We start from the raw sequence: 1,516 nt of genomic DNA on the forward strand, positions 1-1,516 counted from the left end.
CCGCTGCTGCGCGCCCGCCTGGTGCGCACGCCACGGGAGCTGATCCTCGGCCTGGTCGTGCACCACATCGTCTGCGACGGCTGGTCCTGGCAGATCATCGCCGCCGACCTGGACGCCTCCCTGACCGTTTCCCCGGCCGGGCAGGACGTCCCGCTCGACGGACCCGCCGCCCCGCAGTACGGCGACTTCGCCGCCTGGCAGCGGGAGCGGACCGACGAGGCGGCGCTGGCCCGCTCGCTGGAGTTCTGGACGGAGCGCCTGCGGGACGCGCCGGAGCTGGACCTGCCGGCCGACCTGCCCCGCCCCGCCGCCCGCACCCACCGCGGCAGGATCCACCGGATCACCGTCCCGGCCGCCACGGCCGCGCTCCTCGACCGGTTCTGCCGGGCGCACGGCGTTACCCGCTACATGGCGCTGCTCGCCGCCTTCGGACTGCTGCTGTCGCGGACCGCGCACCAGGACGAGGTGGTCGTCGGCGTCGACAGCGCCGGCCGCGACCAGGCGGAACTGGAGCAGACCGTCGGCTTCTTCGTGCGCACGCACGCCGTGCGCATGGGCTTCGCCGAGGCGCCCCGCTTCTCCGACGCGGTGCGTGCCGTGCACGGCACCCTGCTCGCCTCCTACGAGCACCAGGACCTGCCGTTCCCGCGGATCGTCGAGGCCCTGCGGCCGGACCGCGACGGCGGCCGTACGCCGCTCTTCCGGACCATGTTCCGGATGCCGCCCGCCGAGGTGCCCACCCGGGCGATGACGGCGCTGCGGCCGCTCGACCTGGAGGGCACCTTCGCGACCTCGAAGTTCGATCTCACGATGGTGGTCCGCGCCCTTGACGGCGACCTGGTGTGCGACCTGGAGTACGACACCGATCTGTTCAGCGAGGAGTTCGCGGCCGCTCTCGCCGAGCGCTACGCCGAGCTGCTGAGCCAGGGCGTGCGCACCCCGGACGTCCCCGAGCCCCGGCTCGCCGCCGGCCCCGCGCCCGTCATCACCGGCAGCGTGCCGCACCCGGCCCCGGTCCTGCGGGAACTGCGCGAGCGCGCCCGAACCCGGCCGGACGCGCCGGCCGTCCGGCAGGGCGAGCAGACCTGGACCTACCGCCAACTCGTCGACGCCGTCGACCGAATCGACGCGGCGCTGCCCGAACGGGCGGTCGTCGCGGTGGTCGGCGACAAGGGCTTCGCCTCCGTGGCCGCGCTCGTCGCGGGCATGGAGAGCGGCCGCGTGGTGGTGCCCGTCGACGCGGCCCTGCCCGCGGCCCGCCGTGAGCAGATGACGGTTCGGGCCGGCGCCCAGCTCGCCGTCGTCGCCACCGCCGCGTCACTCGACGCCGGGCTTCCGGTACCGACGCTGCGGCTGTCCGCCGACGGCACGCCCGAGGACCGCGAACAGCCGCTGACGGCGGAGCCCGCCTCGGCGCCCGACCAGGCCGCGTACGTCTTCTTCACCTCCGGCACCACCGGCGAACCCAAGCCGGTGCTGGGCCGCCGTGCCTCGCTCGACCACTTCGTCGCCTGGG

At 75.3% G+C, this 1,516-nt stretch carries 1 protein-coding gene; it reads left to right on the plus strand.

The window, feature by feature from the left end:
- On the plus strand, positions 1-1,516 hold a 1,516-nt coding region (locus IE249_RS28675; RefSeq protein ID WP_189709335.1), incomplete at both ends, for a condensation domain-containing protein.

It is taken from the genome of Streptomyces anandii JCM 4720, from assembly GCF_014650655.1.
GTDB lineage: Bacteria > Actinomycetota > Actinomycetes > Streptomycetales > Streptomycetaceae > Streptomyces > Streptomyces anandii.